Here is a 15,729-nt window from a genome sequence, read left to right as displayed (position 1 = left end):
TCCACTGACGCCACGCCACATGCCCATCACAAAAATAAAATGAGGTGCTCCCGTGGAAATCTCCAAGTCTCGCTGGTACGGCCAACTGTATGTGCAGGTGCTGATCGGTATCGTGATAGGTGCTGCAATCGGTTACTTCGTACCTGATGTCGGAGCCAAGCTCCAGCCCTTTGCCGATGGCTTCATCAAGCTGATAAAAATGCTGTTGGCGCCGATTATTTTCGGGACCGTCGTCGTGGGTATCACAAAGATGGGCAGCATTAAAGAGGTTGGGCGAATTGGCGTAAAAGCCTTGGTCTACTTCGAAATTCTGTCGACCATCGCCCTGGTCATTGGCCTCATCGTGGTCAACATCGTGAAGCCTGGCGTCGGTATGAACATCAACGCTGGTGCCCTTGATGGAAGTGCTGTCAGCAAATACAGCCAAGCGGCCAGTGAGCAAGGCGGCATCATTGATTTCTTTCTCAATATCATCCCGCAGACCTTCATGGGCGCCTTCTCCAATGGCGTCATGCTGCAGGTCATTCTGCTTTCGGTATTGATGGGAGTTGCGCTGGTCCAAATGGGTGAAACCAGCAAGCCGCTGATCAACACCATTGATCTGTTCCTGCAAGGCCTGTTCAAGATCGTTGCGATGGTCATGCGCTTGGCGCCGATAGGTGCCGGTGCCGGCATGGCGTTCACTATCGGCAAATACGGGATCGGCACCTTGTTGTCGCTCGGCCAGTTGCTGGTCGCGCTCTACCTCACAACCTTGATTTTCATCGTGGTCGTGCTGGGTACGGTGGCTCGATGGTCGGGCATGCCGCTCATGCAATTTCTTCGTTATTTCAAAGATGAAATTCTCATTACCCTCGGCACCTGCTCAACCGAAGCCGTGCTGCCGAGAATGATGGTGAAGCTCGAAAAGCTAGGCTGCAAAAAATCGGTCGTGGGCATGGTGTTGCCTACGGGTTACACCTTCAATGCGGACGGTACCTGCATCTATCTCACCATGGCCGCCATCTTCATCGCCCAGGCGACCAATACGCCACTGACGTTTGTGGACCAGATGATTCTGCTCGGTGTATTTCTGCTGACCTCAAAAGGCTCGGCAGGCGTGGCGGGCGCGGGGTTTGTGACGCTGGCTGCAACGCTCACGACCATCCATTCAATTCCCTTGGTTGGCCTGGTGTTGCTGCTGGGCATCGACCGTTTCCTCAACGAAGCCCGAGCCGTTACTAACCTGATCGGGAACGGCATCGGCACCATCGCCATCGCCAAGTGGGACAACTCGTTCGACGTCGAGGCCTGCGAGCGCGAAATCGCGGCAATGAAACACGAAAAGTCGGCCAGAAAGGCCTTGCTGGCGCAAAAATGATTCACAAGCCACTCGGGTCATTGCGCTTCAAACATGGCATGACCCGGGTGGTTCTCTACTCGCTGTTTTTCTTCAGGCTTTCGGGGCTGCCAACGCATAGGCCATCCAGCACCAAGTCCATCAATCTGGCGAGACGTGGGCGCCATTCGCTTTGGGAATCGACTTGCCATATGCCGGCAATGGCCAGGAAAAAGTCGTCATGAGTCACCCCGCTACGAATCGTCCCGGCCTTTTCATTGGCCCTCAACAACAATTCGGCGGCTGTCTGGACGGGTGCGTATCCCGACTTCCCCGGAAACTCGTAGGAAGAGGCAGCTTGTCGTATCGCAGCCGCGAGCCCGGCCTTTGTCATTGCGTATTCAGCAAGGTGGTCCATCCATTCTCGGAGAGCCTCTTTGGGTGGCTTAGTGGCCAGCAGCTGCTCCGCCAACGAGGCCACGTGTTGCATCTCGAATTGATAAACCTCGAAGACCAATTTCTCCCGGGTCGCGAAGTGGCGATAGAACGTGCCCTGCCCTACGCCAGCCTTCTTCGCGATCGTGCTCAGCGGTACCGCAGGATCGGCAGTCAGCTCGACCACAGCGACCTCGAGAATTCGCTCCCGGTTTTTCTTGGCATCAGAACGCATCACCACTTCGTCAGTCATGAGCAAAGTTTTTCCTTTTTACATTGCAAAGCGGACAGCTGTCCGGTACGTTCTGCAAATGGACAACTGTCCGCTTGCACATTTCCACTGGAGTTTACTATGAACGGCACTGGCAACACGATTCTGGTTACTGGCGCAAGCTCTGGCATAGGCCTTGGCCTTGGCCTGGCGCTCAGGCTTCACAACGCGGGCAACAAGGTCATCATCGCGGGACGTCGCAAGGCTCTGCTCGATAAGATCGTGTCGGAACATCCAGGCATCGATTCAGTATTGCTGGACGTCTGCGACCCAAAATCCATCCAGCGCAGCAGCGAGGCGCTTGCGATCAGTCATCCGGATCTCAACGTCCTCATAAACAACGCTGGCATCATGCATTGGGAAGATCTAACGAGTCCGGAAAACCTGGGCACAGCCGAAGACACCGTGACCACGAACTTACTTGGCACGATTCGCATGGTGTATGCCTTTACTCCCCAACTGATCAAGCAACCCAGCGCAACGATTATCAACGTCAGCTCGGCTTTGGCATTCGTCCCGCTGCCCGCGACACCCACCTACAGTGCAACCAAAGCGGCCGTCCATTCGTTCACTCAAAGTCTTCGGGTGCAACTACAGGCCTCCTCGATCGAGGTCCTCGAACTTGCGCCACCGGGTGTGCGGACCACTCTGCTCGGGCAGGAAAATGACGAGCACGCGATGCCTTTGGATGAGTTCCTGAATGAGGTGTTCGAACTGCTCAAGATCTCTCCGACTCCGCACGAACTCATCGTCGAACGCGCCAAACCATTACGGTTCGCTGAGGCGAGCGGTTCCCATGATGAAGTTCTGGAGATGCTTGCAAGTTACAAACCATCGGCGGATTGAAATTGAAGCTGTCATTGTTGAGGTAGTGAAAAATGAAGATCGGAATTATCGGCGCCGGCAACATTGGCGCTACCCTCGCCCGTAAGCTCGCAGCGTGTGGCCATGACGTTAAACTGGCCAACTCGAAGGGCCCCAAGAGCCTACAGAACCTTGCCCACGAAATCGGTGTGCGGGCGGTCACCAAGGAAGATGCCGTGTCCGACGTGGACGCCGTCATCCTGTCGATTCCATTCGCCAAATACCCGGATCTCAGGCAGACGATAGGTAATGCTGCCGAACAAACCGTCGTCATCGACACGTCCAATTACTATCCAGGACGTGACGGTGCGATCAAAGAAGTCGACGACGGTAAGCCCGAAAGCATCTGGGTAAGTGAACAAATTGGTCGGCCAGTCATCAAGGCATGGAACGCCGTCCTCGCAGCGACTCTTGCCGACAACGGCCAACCCGCCGGATCGTCTACGCGCATCGCCTTGCCTGTTGCTGGGAATGACCCCAAAGCAGTGACAATCGCCAAAAACCTTGTCGAGGATACAGGCTTTGCCGCGCTGGCCGCCGGCCGCCTTGAAGACTCGTGGCGTCAGCAGCCAGGCACACCGGCTTATTGCACCGAGTTGACATTGCCCGAACTTAAACTGGCGCTGGACGCGGCTGACAAGGTGCGAGCTCCTCTGAACCGCGACGCACTGATGGACAAGTTCATGGCCCCAGGCAGTCAGTTCAACCATGAACAGATTGTTGCCACGAATCGTTCAATGACGGCCTGACTACCGGATCCGGTGGGACTCCAAATGGAGCGACCGGCCAGCGAGTGCGTCAGATTTGCGCCAGGCCACCGTCGGCGGCGACTTCGCTGGCGGTCATGAAGCTGCTGTCCGACGACGCAAGAAAGGCCGCCACCGCACCGATCTCCGCCGGATCAGCCATGCGCTGGAGCGGATTCATCGAGGCGAAGACTTTCATGCCCTCTTCGCCTAGCGCGGCCCTCGCCAGTTCGGTCGCCGTCGGCCCTGGTGAGAGCACGTTGACTCGAATGCCGGTGCCTTTGAGGTCCTGCGCCCAGGTCCGCGCAAGGTTGCGCACGGCGGCCTTGCTCGCGCTGTAGACACTGAATGCCGGAGCGCCCGTGGTGCCGGCGCTCGATCCGGTCAGGATGATCGAACCGCCCCGGCCCATCAGCGGCAGCGCCTTCTGGACCGTGAAGATCGTGCCCTTCACATTGGTCTCGAAGGTCTTATCGATGTGCTCGGCGGTGATCTCGCCGAGCGCAACCGGGCTTCCCGCCCCGGCATTGGCGAAGACGATATCGAGGGTCCCGCGCTCGGCCTTTACCGCCGCGTAGAGTCGGTCGAGGTCGGCCAGGTCGCAAACCGAGCCTTTCACCGCGCGTGCATTGGGCCCGAGTTCAGCCACAGCGGCGTCGAGCGTTTCCTGTCGGCGGCCGAAGAGGTAGACGAAAGCGCCCTCCTCGATGAAACGCTTTGCTGCGGCGAGGCCGATTCCGGTAGCGCCACCGGTGATCACCGCGGTCTTTCCATTCAGTCTGGTCATGACATACATCCTCTAAAGTGAGCGCAAGCAGGGAATCGCTTGCTTGAGGACCACTATGCAGACCTGATAACCTTCGGACAAGTATGCACCTTTTGGTAAGTATCAAATGACCACACCTATTCAAACCTGCGGTACCGGCGGTTTCTCCTGCGGGCTCGACGCCACGCTGCGCATCATCTCGGGCAAGTGGAAACCGCTGGTCCTGTTTTTCCTGCGCGACGGTCCGAAGCGCTACGGCGAACTCAAGCGCTTGGTCCAGGGCGTCAGCGACAAGGTGCTGATCCAGGCGTTGAAGGATCTGGAGGCCGATCACGTGCTGGCTCGGACCGACTACAAGGAGGTGCCGCCGCGTGTCGACTATGCGCTCACACCGCTCGGTCTTAGCTTGGCTGAAGCGATCGTTCCGCTATGCACCTGGGGAACCGAGCACATGGCGGAAATGACTCGTATCTTCGCCACGCGCGACACGTTGCCCTAGCAAGTGCTTGAAAACCGCTGAGTCGGACACGGTGCCCGGTAGGTCGTTACTGCTTGATCGCGATCAGCAGGTCAAATAGCAGTTGTGCCACGGGTGAGAGTGCTCGTCCGCGACGCGATATCAGCCCCAGGGTCCTGCTGATCGCCGGGTTCGTCAGCGGGCGCGTGACCAGGGTCGCGTGACCCTCCGCCGGCATGGCTAACTTGGGCACCACTCCAACGCCGAGCCCTGCCTCCACCAGGCTGACGAGGGCGGGCACATGCTTCACTTCACAAAAAGACCTGGGTCGTCTATCTCGGTTGGCCAGCGCCTGGTCGATCAGGAAGCGGTTGCCGCTGCCTTGCGCCAGGCTGATGTAGTCCGTCCCGGTCAGGTCATCCCAGGTCAGCGACTCGCATTCGCTTAGCGGATGGCCGACTTGCAGAGCAACCACAAACGCCTCTTCCAGCAAAGGCTGGAACACCACGTCGGCATCCTGGGTGCCGATGTACGTCAAGCCAAAATCCGCTTCGCCCCTGGCCACGACGGTCAAAATGGCAGATGAAGATTCATCGATGACCCGCACCCGGATACCGGGATATTTGGCGTGGTACTGCCGAATGACGTCTGGCAAAAAATACGCCACCGCCGAGGGCACGCACGCGATGGTGACTTCTCCCGAGAGCCGGTAGGCCAAGTCATGAAAACCTATCAACGCATTCTCTAGCTCATTCAATACGTTTCTCGCCCGCGGCAGGAAACCACGACCGATGGTGGAGAGTTCGACTCGGCGAGTCGTGCGCTCGAACAACTGAACCCCCAATGCCAGTTCCAGCTTTTCGACGCGACGCGACAGTGCCGATTGCGACAGGTGCAGCGCCTGCGCGGCAGCACTGAAACTGCCCAGGTCGGCCACCGCGAGAAAACCGCGCAGATCTGCGAGATCGAAATTCATGCGCTTCCCTCATAAATCCATCTCTTATTTGCGTTTCTCTTTTTAATCTCCGCCCCGCACCCTGTCAACTCAGTCGAAATCAATGAGTCATTTCCATGCATAACAACAACGAACCCTCTGCTATTGCTGTTGAAGATGTGCGCCAACTCGGGCGCCTGGCCTTCCAAGGGTTGGGGCTGACCCAAAAGGCTGCCGAACTCGTCTGCGACGTGTTGGTGCTGGCGGATCTGTTCGGTTTGACCACCCACGGTCTGAGCCGCATTGAGTCCTATGGCGAGCGCTTGGCGTCCGGTGGTATCAGTGCCTCAGCCGAGCCGGCGCTAGAGAGTCTGGCCCCCGCCATTGCACGGGTTGACGGCCGCAATGCAGTCGGCCCACTGGTCGGCATGACGGCCCTGGAAGCCGGGATGAAGATTGCCAGGCAGTATGGAATCGGCCTGGTCCTGGCGCGCGGCAGCAATCACTTCGGGCCAGTTTCGCCGTACTCCTACATCGCGGCCGAGCAAGGCTTCGCCAGCATCATCGGCAGTAACGCGACCACCACCATCGCACCATCAGGCGGCAGTGATGCGCGCCTGGGCAATAGCCCCCTGGGGTTTGGCGTACCCAACCCGGATGGCAATCACTTCATGTTGGACATGGCCATGAGCGTGGTCGCACGCGCCAAGATCCGCAATGCCCTCGCGCGCCAGGAAAGTATTCCCGACACCTGGGCAACAGATGCCAACGGCAAGCCCACCATTGATCCCCGTGCGGCGTTGGACGGCTTCCTGTTACCCATCGGTGGCCATAAGGGATATGGGCTTGCCCTGGTGGTGGATCTGCTGGCCGGTCTGCTCTCGAACGCCGCCTATCTGACCCACGTGAAGTCCTGGGTCGATGCACCCGAAGAACCACAAAACCTGGGGCACTTTTTCATTCTGATCGACACCGCACGCCTTGGCTCCCCGGCCTGGTTGCAGGCGCGGATGATCGATTTCGCCACAATCCTGCATCAAAGCCCGGCGGTCGACGCCGCATCGCCGGTGATCGTACCGGGGGAGATCGAACTGAAGAAGATGCGGCGGTATTTGCAAGATGGCGTGCCGATGGATGCCGCCACCGAACGGCTCCTGGACCAATACGCCAAGCGGGTGGCCTGAAATGAGCCCATCAAGAGACAACCTTGCTGCCCTCTTCAGCGCCACTGGCGTACTGCGTGCGTCGATCAATGTGGGCAACCCCATTCTCGCGCGCCTGGACGATAGCGGACATGCGGCCGGCGTATCGGTCGATCTCGCCGAGGCCTTTGCTGCGCAGCTTGGGTTGCAGCTTGAGCTGCATGTGTTCGAGAGCGCCGGCAGGTCCGTGGAAGCGGTTTCGCAAGGCCAGGCCGACTTCGGCTTCTTCGCCATCGACCCGCTTCGTGCCGAACAACTGGCCTTTAGCGAACCCTATGTATTGATCGAAGGCTGCTACCTGGTCCGAGATGACTCACCCCTGGGCGACATAGCTCAGGTGGACAACCCAGGTATCGAACTGGTGGTGGGCGAAGGTAGCGCTTACGACCTGCACCTGACGCGCGAACTGAAGCGCGCCGCGATTATTCGCTCACCCACATCGCCCACCGTCGTCGAGATCTTCCTGGCCAGGGGCGCCGATGTAGCGGCGGGCGTGAAGCAACAGCTCGAGCTCGATGCCAGGCGCTTTACCGGCCTGCGTCTGTTGCCAGGAAGCTTCATGCAGATCCGCCAGGCCATGGGCGTTCCCCATACGTATGGCAGGGAAGCCGCTGAACGCTTGCGCCAGTTCGTCGAGTGGGCCAAGGCCAGCGGCTTCGTGGCCGAGGCCATCAAGCGTCACGGCATCGTCGGCGCCACGGTCGCTGACTGACGGTCGCGCACACCGGCGTCATACACAAATAAAAACAAGAGTACCTGACATGTTGGCATTTCTCGGTTTATCAATGGTCGTGGTATTTACCTACCTGATCATGGCGAAACGGCTTTCGCCCATCGTTGCGCTGGTCGTGGTGCCGGTGATTTTTTCGATCATCGCGGGCTTTGCGCTGACCACCGATAAAATGATGCTCGACGGCATCAAGATGGTGGCGCCGTCCGCAGCGTTATTGCTGTTCGCGATTCTGTTTTTTGGTGTGCTGTTTGACGCCGGGTTGTTTGATCCAATGATCAAGATGATCTTGAAGGCCGTGAACGGCAACCCGGTCAAGATTGCACTCGGCACGGCCATCCTGTCGTTGACCACTGCGCTGGATGGCGACGGCACAACCACCTACATGATTACCTGTGCAGCCATGTTGCCGCTGTACAAGCGCATCCGGATGAACCCCATGATCCTTGCCAGCATTTGTGTGCTTTCCTTGAGTGTGATGGGGGGAATGACACCATGGGGCGGGCCGGCAACTCGCGTCATCGCGGTGCTGGGGCTCGATGCCGCAGAGTTTTTCATCCCGCTACTGCCCACCATGGCCGCCGGCGCATCCGGGGTGCTGTACGTCGCATACGTACTGGGACGGCGCGAGCGTCGGCGAATCGGCGTCATGACGTTGTCCAGTGGTGGCGATGATTGCTACATCGACTCGATCATTGGCCATGGCGAACATAAAAAACCAGGCAGGGTGGTGCCCAACCTGATCCTCGTACTGACGGTGATGGTCTGCCTCGTTACCGGGCTATTGAATTCAGTGGTCAGTTTTCTACTGGGCTTCGTGGTCGCCCTGGTCATGAACTACCCACGCCTGGATTTACAGAAAGAACGAATGCTCGCTCACGCCGCGAATGCCATGGTCGTGGTGCTGCTGGTATTTGCAGCGGGGGTGTTTGCGGGAATATTTTCCGGCACCAAGATGGTCGATGCGATCGCGCAATTGATGGTGCACATTATCCCACCGTCCTGGGGGCATCTATTCCCGCTGGTGGTGGCAGTCACCAGCATGCCGCTGACGTTCCTGCTGTCCAATGACGCTTATTACTTCGGCGTGGTGCCTATCCTTGCCCATGCGGCGGCGGCCTACGGTATCAGCCCGATGGAAATTGCTCGTGCATCCGTATTGGGCCAGCCCGTGCACCAGATCAGCCCGCTGGTGGCGTCCACCTTACTGCTGGTCGGCATGATCGATCGAGACCTCGGAGACTTTCAAAGAGCCACGATCAAGTGGGCGGTGGTGCTCTCGCTGTTAATGACCATCGCGTCGCTACTGACGGGGGCAATCACGCTGTTCACTTGAGAACAGTGCCAGCCGATGCACTCGAGAGCGGCCTTCGGCCCAGACCTGGCCGCACCCGACCCGGTGCAAGATACTCCAGCGGAGCAATCACTGCTCCAGCCCACCAGCACCCAGGATCTCCCCAAGAAAATCGATGAACACATTGATGCGACTGGAACCTCGGTGATTGGGCAAATACAGCGCATTGATGCAACTGCTCGCACTGCCGGGATTGACTTCGTAATGTTCCAGCAAGCGTGTCAGCCGGCCTGCGGCAACGTCATCGCGTACCAGCCAGTCGGCCAGGAGGGCCACCCCGCCACCCGCGATGGCCGCCTCGCGCAGGATGTCGGCGTTGTTGCTTTGCAGCCGGCCGTGCACGTTGAGCTGGAGGGTTTGCTCGTCGCCCTGGAAGGTCCAGTGTTGATGCGATCCGCCGTAATCGAAGCGCAGGCACTGATGCCCGAGCAAATCATGGGGATGCGCCGGCATTGCGTGACGACCGAGGTAATCCGGGCTGGCAACAACCCAGCGCTGGAAAGTCCCGACCCGTTTGCTGACGATGTCCTCGCTGACCACCGACGAACCGAGGCGCACCGACACATCGATCTGCTCGCTCAACAGGTCACCGACCTGATCGCTCAACGATACGCTGATCTCCAGTCCCGGATGGCGGTCGAGCAGTTGGTCCAGATGCGGCGCGATGATTCGCCGGCCAAACTCGACGGGGACACTGATTCGCAGATGTCCTTGCGCCTCGCTGCCGCGGTCGGCGACCACAGCGTCGGCTTCATCGATGGCCTCCAGGATAGCCACGGCTTTATCAAAGTAGGCTTGCCCGGCGACGGTCACGCTGGTGTTGCGGGTCGTGCGGTTGAGGAGGCTGGCGCCCAGCTCGCTTTCCAGCCCCGCCACCTGGCGAGTCACCGAAGACGTGGAGATCCCGAGTTTGCGCGCCGCAGAGGAATAACCACCGCAACGCACGGTTTCAACAAACATCTTCAATGCCAGCAACTTGTCCATAAGCGGAGTCCGGTCGAAAAGGAACGGGGCTGATTGTGCCTCACCGTTCGCTCGCCGTCTCGCAGGACCGTGCTTCGCCGGGCTCCTCGGTGCCTGTTGATCAGGCATCTGCCTTGCGGCTCATGAATATCACCAGGGCCAAGGCAGGCAGCACGGCGATTGCCATCGCCGAGTGGCTCCAGCCGAAATGCTCATAGAGCGGGCTCGCCACCAACGATCCCAAGGCACCTCCGACGAAGATGCTGGTCATGTACACCGCATTCAATCGGGCCCGGCTGTGCGGGTCGATGGAATACACCTCGCGCTGGCCCAGCACCATGTTCAGTTGGACGGCGAAATCCAGCAGCACCGCGCACACCACAAGCCAGATGTAACCACTGCCGGGCAGCGCAGCGATCAACAAGGAGACCGGCGCCAACAGCAGCGCGACCAGTGTTCCGCGACGGCCATGGCCGGCATCGGCAAGGCGTCCGGCGATAGGCGCCGCCACGGCACCGACGGCGCCCACCAGGGCAAAAATCGCAATCTGCACCTGGCTGAAGCCGTGATGACGCATCAGCTCGATGGGTGCGAGGGTCCAGAACAGGCTGAAGCTGGCGAACAACAATCCCTGGTACAACGAACGTTGACGCAGGACCGAATGGCGCCGAGCCAGCGCGAACACCGAGCCGATCAGCGCCGCGTAAGTCGCCCGATGCGTCGGCACGCGGCGCGGCAACGCAACCGCAGTGATCATCGCGATGACGGCCATCAGTGCCGCCGCACTGAAGAACACCCCGCGCCAGCCGAACACGTTGACCAGCAGGCTCGACAGCGGACGCGACAGCAGGATGCCCAGCAACAGGCCGCTCATGATGTTGCCCACCACGCGGCCACGGGTCGCTTCAGGCGCCAGGTGCGCCGCCAGCGGCACCAGGATCTGCACCGCGACCGATGTGAGGCCGATCAGCAATGACAATACGAGGAATATCGACGGCGAATGCGTCAGCCCGGCACACAACAGGGCAACGCTCGACGCGAGTGTGAAGCCCACCACCAGGCGCCGGTTCTCCGCAAGGTCAGCCAGCGGCACCAGCAACAACAGGCCCAGTGCGTAGCCAAATTGGGTCAATGACACGATCAGGCTCGCATTGGCGCTGGACAGGCCGATCTGCGGCGCGATCAGTTCGACAATCGGCTGGGCGTAATAGAGATTGGCCACGACCGCGCCGCAGCAGAACGCCAGGAACGCGACCATCAGGCCGGAAAGTGATGCGGATTGTTCGGCCTTGGCCGTCGCTGCGGGATTGCCCATGAGCATGATGACACCTCGGTAGGTTCGGGAAAGTGATGCCAAGGCTAAGGGCCGCCGTCAGTTGCGAGAATCCATCGCACCGGCAACGCAGTGATGCGCGGCACGCAACGCCAGCGGTGTTGCGCTTGGCGCAACGGGCCTTTGCGCGATCCGCTGATACTCCGGCGCGCGGCTCTTCTCTACCCTTGGGCACTCGGCGCAGGACTTCCCATCGGCGCCCTTCCCCGGTTGCCCAAGGAGCCGTTCATGACCTCGAATCCATTCTCAATGTTCATCGCGCCTGCCTGGCGCCTGGAATGCTCATGATGGGCATTTCCATGAGGTCCAGGCCGCTATGGATCGGCGTCGCGGTCCTGGCTTCGATAGGCGCGATCGGTGCCGCCCTGCTGATGTGGCGCCCGGCGATTGCGCCCATCGAGCGCCCGCGAACGTTCGATGCCGCGCAGTTGCAACGCGGTGCGCGAGTCGTCGAAGCGGGTGATTGTGCGGTCTGCCATACGCGCCCCGGCGGTCCGTACATGGCCGGAGGGTTGCCTCTGGTGACGCCGTTCGGCACGCTCTACAGCACAAACCTCACACCCGATCCGCAGACGGGCATTGGCCAATGGTCATTGCCGGCGTTCGAGCGGGCGATGCGTGAAGGAATCGCCCGCGATGGCCACTTCCTGTATCCGGCGTTCCCGTACGTTCATTACCGGCGCATGACGGCGGGCGACATTGCCGACGCCTATGGGTATTTGATGAGCGGCCCGGCCGTGCACTCCCCGGCCCGGCAAAACCGTATGAATTTCCCGATGAACATCCGGCCGCTGGTGTCGTTCTGGAATTTGCTGTTCCTGCACGGACAGCCATTGACGCCAGTGGCGCAGCAATCCGAGGCATGGAACCGCGGGCGCTACCTGGTCGAAGGCCCCGGCCATTGCGCGGGCTGTCATTCCCCGCTGAACCTGATCGGTGCCGAGAAGTCCGGCGAAAGCCTGGCCGGCGGATCCGTGGATGGCTGGGACGCGCCTTCGCTGCTGGGCATGAGCCGTCGCGCCAATGGGTGGAACAACGAACAACTGGTGAACTACCTGCGCGGCGAAGTGGTGGATGGACATGGGACTGCTGCCGGCCCGATGCGTCCGGTCAGCCTCAGCCTGGCGCGCTTGCCGGTCGGCGACGCAGAGGCAATCGCCGAGTACCTGCTGAGTCTTCCCGCCAGGGCTGCCGTCACCGAGATCCAACCCGGCGCCAAAAATATCGAGACCGCCGATCAAACCACTGGCGCCCTGCTGTTCGCCAGCGCCTGTGCCGGCTGCCATGGGCCGGCCGCACCGATGCGCGAAATCGACGAGCGTCCGCCGTTGGATCGTACCTCAACCCTGCAAGCGCCGAGCCCGCGCAATTTCCTCAAGACCGTGCTCGAAGGCATCCCCGCAACGCCAGGCAGTCCGGGACCGGTGATGCCGCCGTTCGCCGACAGTCTCGACGACGCTCAACTCAGCGCAATCGCCGCCTACCTGCGCCGGCAAGCCAGACCCGAGCAAGCCTGGACCGACCTTTCCCCCATTCTCGAAGCGATACGTCAGGAGACGAAATGACCCAAGTCACGCTCAACGTCAACGGCTCGGCCCACGCATTGGACCTCGATCCCGACATGCCGCTGCTCTATGCGCTGCGCAACCACCTGGGGCTCAACGGCGCCAAGTACGGGTGCGGCCTGGGACAATGCGGCGCTTGCACGGTCATCGTCGATGACCAGCCTGTATTTTCCTGCGTGACCCCTTGCGCAGGCCTTGGCGGCAAGCAGGTTCGAACGGTGGAAAGCCTCGGCACAGCCGACCATCCCGGCCCGTTGCAAGCGGCCTTCATCGACAAACAGGCGGCCCAGTGCGGCTACTGCATCGCCGGGATGCTGATGCGTGCGCAGGCATTGCTGGAGAGCAACCCTCATCCGGATGAACAGACCATCCGAGAACACATGTCCGGCAACCTGTGTCGCTGCGGCACCCACTTGCGAATTATCGACGCGATCAACCAAGTTGCCAGGCAAAACGGGAGTGTTTTATGACCGGGATTAAAACCGCCGATTACAGCCGCCGCGCGTTTTTGCGGGGGAGCGCCTTGTTGGTGGCATTTACGCTGGCGCCAGCGGCGCGACGTGCATGGGCGGACACCGAAGTCGATACCCTTGGCACGGTGGTGCTGGCTCCAGACCTGCCCGGCAGCCTGCGCACCAACCCCTATCTCGATGCCTGGATCCGCGTCGACCCAGACGGCATCACCGTCTACACCGGCAAGGTTGAATTGGGCACTGGGGTCAAGACTGCTCTGCTGCAAATCGCCGCTGAACGCCTGGAAGTCTCCCCGTCGGCGATCAACTTGCTCACCGCCGACACGGCGCTGACACCCAACGAAGGCTACACCGCCGGCAGTCACAGTATTTTCGACAGCGGGACCGCGCTGTTCAACGCGGCGGCGCAAGTGCGTGAACTGCTGCTGGAGTCGGCGGGGCGTAGCTGGGAAGTCACGCCTGCGCTGTTGACGACCCGGGACGGCATCATTCTCGGCCCCAGCGGACAACGCATGGCCTACGCCGACGCCGTCAAGCACGTCGATCTGCATCGCTACGCCAAATCCGATTCGCCGGCACCGCCTGCGATGCCATTCAAACTGATCGGCCATTCGCTGCAACGGCTGGATATCCCCGCCAAAGTCAGCGGTGGCGCCGCGTTTGTCCAGGACATCCGTTTACCGGGCATGCTGCACGCTCGGGTGATTCGCCCACCCCGCCCCGGCTGTACCCTGCAGGGCTTTGATGCGGCGTCGATCGAAGCGCTCTCCGGGGTCGTGCAGGTCATTCGCGACGGCAATTATCTTGCGGTGGTGGCGCGGGATGAATGGCAAGCGATCAAAGCGATGCGCAGCGGATACGAATCGGCGCGCTGGAGCGGCGGACAAGCCATACCCGAATCCGCAGACATCCACGCGTTGCTCAAGCGCCTGCCCTCACGGCCCTATCCGATCAGCCATGAAGGCACGGCCAAGGGCGCGACCGACATTCGCTACCAGGCCCGTGTGACCAAGCAATACCTGATGCATGGCTCCATCGGCCCGTCCTGCGCCGTGGCCTGGTTCAAGGACGGCACCCTCACGGTGTGGACTCACACCCAGGGCGTGTATCCGTTGCGGGCCGGGATCGCCGAGATGGTCCGGCTCCCTCCCGAGCGCGTTCGCTGTATCCACACCGAGGGCTCCGGCTGCTATGGCCACAACGGCGCAGACGATGCGGCGGCCGACGCCGCGTTGATTGCCATGCGAATGCCGGGCATGCCGATCCGGGTCCAATGGATGCGCGAGCAGGAAAACCTCTGGGAGCCATACAGCTCGGCGATGGTCACCGAGGTCGACGCCAACCTGGATGCGCAAGGTCGATTGCAGGACTGGCACTACGAACTGTGGACGACGCCGCACAACGAACGCATCGTCAATGCCGGACGACTGCTGCCGGCGCGACTGCTGGCTCGACCGTTCGCGTCCGCGCCTTCGGTGCCCATCGCCCAACCTGAAGGCGATGGCGATCGCAACGCCGTGCCGCTGTACGAGCTGGCTTCCACCCGCATCGACATGAATTTCGTCACGCAGATGCCGTTTCGCACCTCGGCGATGCGCTCGCTGGGTGCGCACATCAACATATTCGCGATCGAAGCGTGTATGGATGAGCTCGCCTCCAGGGCCGGGGTCGACCCGGTTGCCTTGCGCTTGGCCCACCTGGTGGATCCCCGGGCACGGGCCGTGGTGGAGCGGGTTCGCGACGCCATTGGCTGGCCGCAAAAAAGCGACGAACCTGGCGCCGGTATCGGTTTCGCGTTTGCTCGGTACAAGAACATCATGGGCTATTGCGCCATCGCGGTACGTCTCCAGGTACACCCGCAGACCGGCGAAATACACGTCGATCATGTGGTCACGGCGGTGGACGTCGGCCAGATCGTCAATCCCGATGGCCTGCGCAACCAGGTCGAAGGCGGGATCGTCCAATCCACCAGTTGGACGCTGTATGAAAAAGTCTCCTATGACGCCGGGGGTATACGCAGCTACGACTGGAGCGGCTACCCGATCCTGCGTTTTGCACAGGTGCCCAGGAAAGTTGACATTCATCTGCTCGACCAACCGGGACAGCCGTTCCTGGGCGCCGCCGAAATCGTCCAGGGTCCCATGGCCGCCGCCATCGGCAACGCCGTGGCAGACGCCACCGGCCGACGCTGGTTGAACCTGCCCCTGACCCGCTCGGAGCAGCCCTCCTGACCTGCCCTGCGTTGCGCTTCACGCAACGCAGTGTTGGGCTTTGCACGGATTATCAAGCCGCCTCCCGCCGATTAACTTAAGTCATCC

The 15,729-nt window shown here is 60.7% G+C and carries 15 protein-coding genes; 10 read left to right on the top strand and 5 right to left on the bottom strand.

The genetic code is table 11. The features are described from left to right. Nucleotides 1-52 precede the first annotated feature (52 nt). Nucleotides 53-1,360 carry a C4-dicarboxylate transporter DctA gene (gene dctA, locus PFLQ2_RS16325; RefSeq protein WP_003180870.1) on the top strand — a complete coding sequence of 436 codons (1,308 nt, stop codon included), beginning with the start codon at nucleotides 53-55 and terminating at the stop codon, nucleotides 1,358-1,360. 55 nt (nucleotides 1,361-1,415) lie between these two features. Here dctA and PFLQ2_RS16330 read toward each other — a convergent pair whose 3' ends face one another. Then, entirely contained in the window at nucleotides 1,416-2,006 is a 591-nt protein-coding gene (locus PFLQ2_RS16330; RefSeq protein ID WP_003180868.1) for a TetR/AcrR family transcriptional regulator, read from the bottom strand. Nucleotides 2,007-2,105: 99 nt separating this feature from the next. Between PFLQ2_RS16330 and PFLQ2_RS16335 the strand changes: the two genes are divergently transcribed. Then, nucleotides 2,106-2,870: an SDR family oxidoreductase gene (locus PFLQ2_RS16335; protein ID WP_003180866.1), complete on the top strand. Its 765-nt coding sequence runs from the start codon at nucleotides 2,106-2,108 to the stop codon at nucleotides 2,868-2,870. 32 nt (nucleotides 2,871-2,902) lie between these two features. Next, nucleotides 2,903-3,637, top strand: coding sequence for an NADPH-dependent F420 reductase (locus tag PFLQ2_RS16340; RefSeq protein ID WP_003180864.1), 735 nt, complete (start codon nucleotides 2,903-2,905; stop codon nucleotides 3,635-3,637). A 49-nt stretch (nucleotides 3,638-3,686) separates the two neighbouring features. Here PFLQ2_RS16340 and PFLQ2_RS16345 read toward each other — a convergent pair whose 3' ends face one another. Beyond that, nucleotides 3,687-4,421, bottom strand: a complete 735-nt coding sequence (locus tag PFLQ2_RS16345; RefSeq protein WP_003180862.1) for an SDR family NAD(P)-dependent oxidoreductase — start codon at nucleotides 4,419-4,421, stop codon at nucleotides 3,687-3,689. 106 nt (nucleotides 4,422-4,527) lie between these two features. On the opposite strand from PFLQ2_RS16345, the gene PFLQ2_RS16350 reads away from it, so the two are divergent. After that, complete coding sequence (locus PFLQ2_RS16350) at nucleotides 4,528-4,899, top strand: winged helix-turn-helix transcriptional regulator (protein ID WP_003180860.1); 372 nt, start codon at nucleotides 4,528-4,530, stop codon at nucleotides 4,897-4,899. 46 nt (nucleotides 4,900-4,945) lie between these two features. On the opposite strand, the gene PFLQ2_RS16355 is transcribed toward PFLQ2_RS16350, so the two are convergent. Next, nucleotides 4,946-5,833 (bottom strand): LysR family transcriptional regulator, encoded by an 888-nt coding sequence (locus PFLQ2_RS16355; protein ID WP_003180858.1) that lies wholly within the window; start codon nucleotides 5,831-5,833, stop codon nucleotides 4,946-4,948. A 95-nt stretch (nucleotides 5,834-5,928) separates the two neighbouring features. Between PFLQ2_RS16355 and PFLQ2_RS16360 the strand changes: the two genes are divergently transcribed. From PFLQ2_RS16360 to PFLQ2_RS16370, 3 genes are read left to right on the top strand one after another with little or no spacing between them, the layout of a single operon-like run. Then, a complete protein-coding gene (locus PFLQ2_RS16360) occupies nucleotides 5,929-6,975 on the top strand; it encodes an Ldh family oxidoreductase (RefSeq protein ID WP_003180857.1) in 1,047 nt (348 codons plus the stop codon). Between the two features lies 1 nt (nucleotide 6,976). Beyond that, nucleotides 6,977-7,705 carry a transporter substrate-binding domain-containing protein gene (locus PFLQ2_RS16365; protein WP_003180855.1) on the top strand — a complete coding sequence of 243 codons (729 nt, stop codon included), beginning with the start codon at nucleotides 6,977-6,979 and terminating at the stop codon, nucleotides 7,703-7,705. A 49-nt stretch (nucleotides 7,706-7,754) separates the two neighbouring features. Further along, nucleotides 7,755-9,059 carry a CitMHS family transporter gene (locus PFLQ2_RS16370; protein WP_003180854.1) on the top strand — a complete coding sequence of 435 codons (1,305 nt, stop codon included), beginning with the start codon at nucleotides 7,755-7,757 and terminating at the stop codon, nucleotides 9,057-9,059. 87 nt (nucleotides 9,060-9,146) lie between these two features. On the opposite strand, the gene PFLQ2_RS16375 is transcribed toward PFLQ2_RS16370, so the two are convergent. Together PFLQ2_RS16375 and PFLQ2_RS16380 are read right to left on the bottom strand one after the other, a co-directional pair. Further along, entirely contained in the window at nucleotides 9,147-10,061 is a 915-nt protein-coding gene (locus PFLQ2_RS16375; RefSeq protein WP_003180852.1) for a LysR family transcriptional regulator, read from the bottom strand. A gap of 100 nt (nucleotides 10,062-10,161) precedes the next feature. After that, entirely contained in the window at nucleotides 10,162-11,361 is a 1,200-nt protein-coding gene (locus PFLQ2_RS16380; protein ID WP_003180848.1) for an MFS transporter, read from the bottom strand. Between the two features lie 296 nt (nucleotides 11,362-11,657). Between PFLQ2_RS16380 and PFLQ2_RS16385 the strand changes: the two genes are divergently transcribed. The 3 genes from PFLQ2_RS16385 to PFLQ2_RS16395 are packed head-to-tail and all read left to right on the top strand — an operon-like array spanning nucleotide 11,658 to nucleotide 15,642. Next, nucleotides 11,658-12,938, top strand: a complete 1,281-nt coding sequence (locus PFLQ2_RS16385) for a c-type cytochrome (protein WP_371261175.1) — start codon at nucleotides 11,658-11,660, stop codon at nucleotides 12,936-12,938. After that, nucleotides 12,935-13,408, top strand: coding sequence for a (2Fe-2S)-binding protein (locus tag PFLQ2_RS16390; RefSeq protein WP_003180845.1), 474 nt, complete (start codon nucleotides 12,935-12,937; stop codon nucleotides 13,406-13,408). The genes PFLQ2_RS16385 and PFLQ2_RS16390 overlap by 4 nt, the downstream gene beginning before the upstream one ends. Further along, nucleotides 13,405-15,642 (top strand): xanthine dehydrogenase family protein molybdopterin-binding subunit, encoded by a 2,238-nt coding sequence (locus PFLQ2_RS16395; RefSeq protein ID WP_003180842.1) that lies wholly within the window; start codon nucleotides 13,405-13,407, stop codon nucleotides 15,640-15,642. Before PFLQ2_RS16390 ends, PFLQ2_RS16395 begins: the two co-directional genes overlap by 4 nt. Nucleotides 15,643-15,729 lie beyond the last annotated feature (87 nt).

The organism is Pseudomonas fluorescens Q2-87, assembly GCF_000281895.1.
GTDB classification, from domain to species: domain Bacteria; phylum Pseudomonadota; class Gammaproteobacteria; order Pseudomonadales; family Pseudomonadaceae; genus Aquipseudomonas; species Aquipseudomonas fluorescens_S.
This window is presented reverse-complemented; position numbering and strand designations above follow the sequence as displayed.

Excerpts from the sequence above, each read along its gene's own strand:
- PFLQ2_RS16375 (WP_003180852.1), bottom strand. The coding sequence starts at position 10,061 with ATGGACAAGTTGCTGGCATTGAAGATGTTTGTTGAAACCGTGCGTTGC.
- PFLQ2_RS16395 (WP_003180842.1), top strand. The coding sequence starts at position 13,405 with ATGACCGGGATTAAAACCGCCGATTACAGCCGCCGCGCGTTTTTGCGG.
- PFLQ2_RS16385 (WP_371261175.1), top strand. The coding sequence starts at position 11,658 with ATGATGGGCATTTCCATGAGGTCCAGGCCGCTATGGATCGGCGTCGCG.
- PFLQ2_RS16390 (WP_003180845.1), top strand. The coding sequence starts at position 12,935 with ATGACCCAAGTCACGCTCAACGTCAACGGCTCGGCCCACGCATTGGAC.
- PFLQ2_RS16380 (WP_003180848.1), bottom strand. The coding sequence starts at position 11,361 with ATGCTCATGGGCAATCCCGCAGCGACGGCCAAGGCCGAACAATCCGCA.
- PFLQ2_RS16340 (WP_003180864.1), top strand. The coding sequence starts at position 2,903 with ATGAAGATCGGAATTATCGGCGCCGGCAACATTGGCGCTACCCTCGCC.
- PFLQ2_RS16370 (WP_003180854.1), top strand. The coding sequence starts at position 7,755 with ATGTTGGCATTTCTCGGTTTATCAATGGTCGTGGTATTTACCTACCTG.
- PFLQ2_RS16355 (WP_003180858.1), bottom strand. The coding sequence starts at position 5,833 with ATGAATTTCGATCTCGCAGATCTGCGCGGTTTTCTCGCGGTGGCCGAC.
- PFLQ2_RS16330 (WP_003180868.1), bottom strand. The coding sequence starts at position 2,006 with ATGACTGACGAAGTGGTGATGCGTTCTGATGCCAAGAAAAACCGGGAG.
- PFLQ2_RS16350 (WP_003180860.1), top strand. The coding sequence starts at position 4,528 with ATGACCACACCTATTCAAACCTGCGGTACCGGCGGTTTCTCCTGCGGG.
- PFLQ2_RS16335 (WP_003180866.1), top strand. The coding sequence starts at position 2,106 with ATGAACGGCACTGGCAACACGATTCTGGTTACTGGCGCAAGCTCTGGC.
- PFLQ2_RS16345 (WP_003180862.1), bottom strand. The coding sequence starts at position 4,421 with ATGACCAGACTGAATGGAAAGACCGCGGTGATCACCGGTGGCGCTACC.
- PFLQ2_RS16365 (WP_003180855.1), top strand. The coding sequence starts at position 6,977 with ATGAGCCCATCAAGAGACAACCTTGCTGCCCTCTTCAGCGCCACTGGC.
- PFLQ2_RS16360 (WP_003180857.1), top strand. The coding sequence starts at position 5,929 with ATGCATAACAACAACGAACCCTCTGCTATTGCTGTTGAAGATGTGCGC.